The organism is Streptococcus sp. 10F2 (assembly GCF_054331515.2).
Window position 1 is genome coordinate 1 of sequence record NZ_JBTGGE020000117.1, and the last position, 844, is coordinate 844.

Here is an 844-nt window from a genome sequence, read left to right on the forward strand (position 1 = left end):
TGACTTACCCAGATGGATCTCAAGATAAGGTTCCAGTGACTGTTAAGGTTTCTGAAACTCCAACGCAAGCTGAAACCAATGAACCAACCCCGGCAGACCAAACGGTTAAGGTTGGTGAAACCCCATCAGCAGAGAAGTCCATCTCTAACTTGCCAGAGTTGCCAGCAGGCACAACAGTCTCCTTTGAAACTCCAGTGGATACAACAACAGCAGGCGACAAACCAGCTACTGTAGTTGTAACTTATCCAGATGGTTCAACAGATAAGATTCCAGTAACGGTTAAGGTTTCTGAAACTCCAACGCAAGCTGAAACCAATGAACCAACCCCGGCAGACCAAACGGTCAAGGTTGGTGAAACACCAACAGCAGAGAAGTCCATCTCTAACTTGCCATCTCTCCCAGAAGGCACAACAGTTTCCTTTGAAAGCCCAGTAGATACTAAGACAGCAGGCGATAAGTCAGCTACTGTAGTTGTGACTTATCCAGATGGTTCAACAGATAAGGTTCCAGTGACTGTTAAGGTTTCTGAAACTCCAACGCAAGCTGATAGTAATGAACCAACCCCGGCAGAACAGACGGTTAAGGTTGGTGAAACCCCATCAGCAGAGAAATCCATCTCTAACTTGCCAGAGTTACCAGCAGGAACGAAAGTATCCTTTGAAAGTCCAGTAGATACAACAACAGCAGGCGACAAACCAGCTACTGTAGTTGTGACTTACCCAGATGGATCTCAAGATAAGGTTCCAGTGACTGTTAAGGTTTCTGAAACTCCAACGCAAGCTGAAACCAATGAACCAACACCGGTAGAACAGACAGTTAAGGTTGGTGAAACACCATCAGCAGA

General features: G+C 46.0%; 1 protein-coding gene. It reads left to right on the forward strand.

Features of this window, described 5'->3' with window-relative positions:
- A partial coding sequence (locus tag ACXM1Q_RS09300) for a Rib/alpha-like domain-containing protein (RefSeq protein WP_458517812.1) occupies positions 1-844 on the forward strand: 844 nt, incomplete at both ends.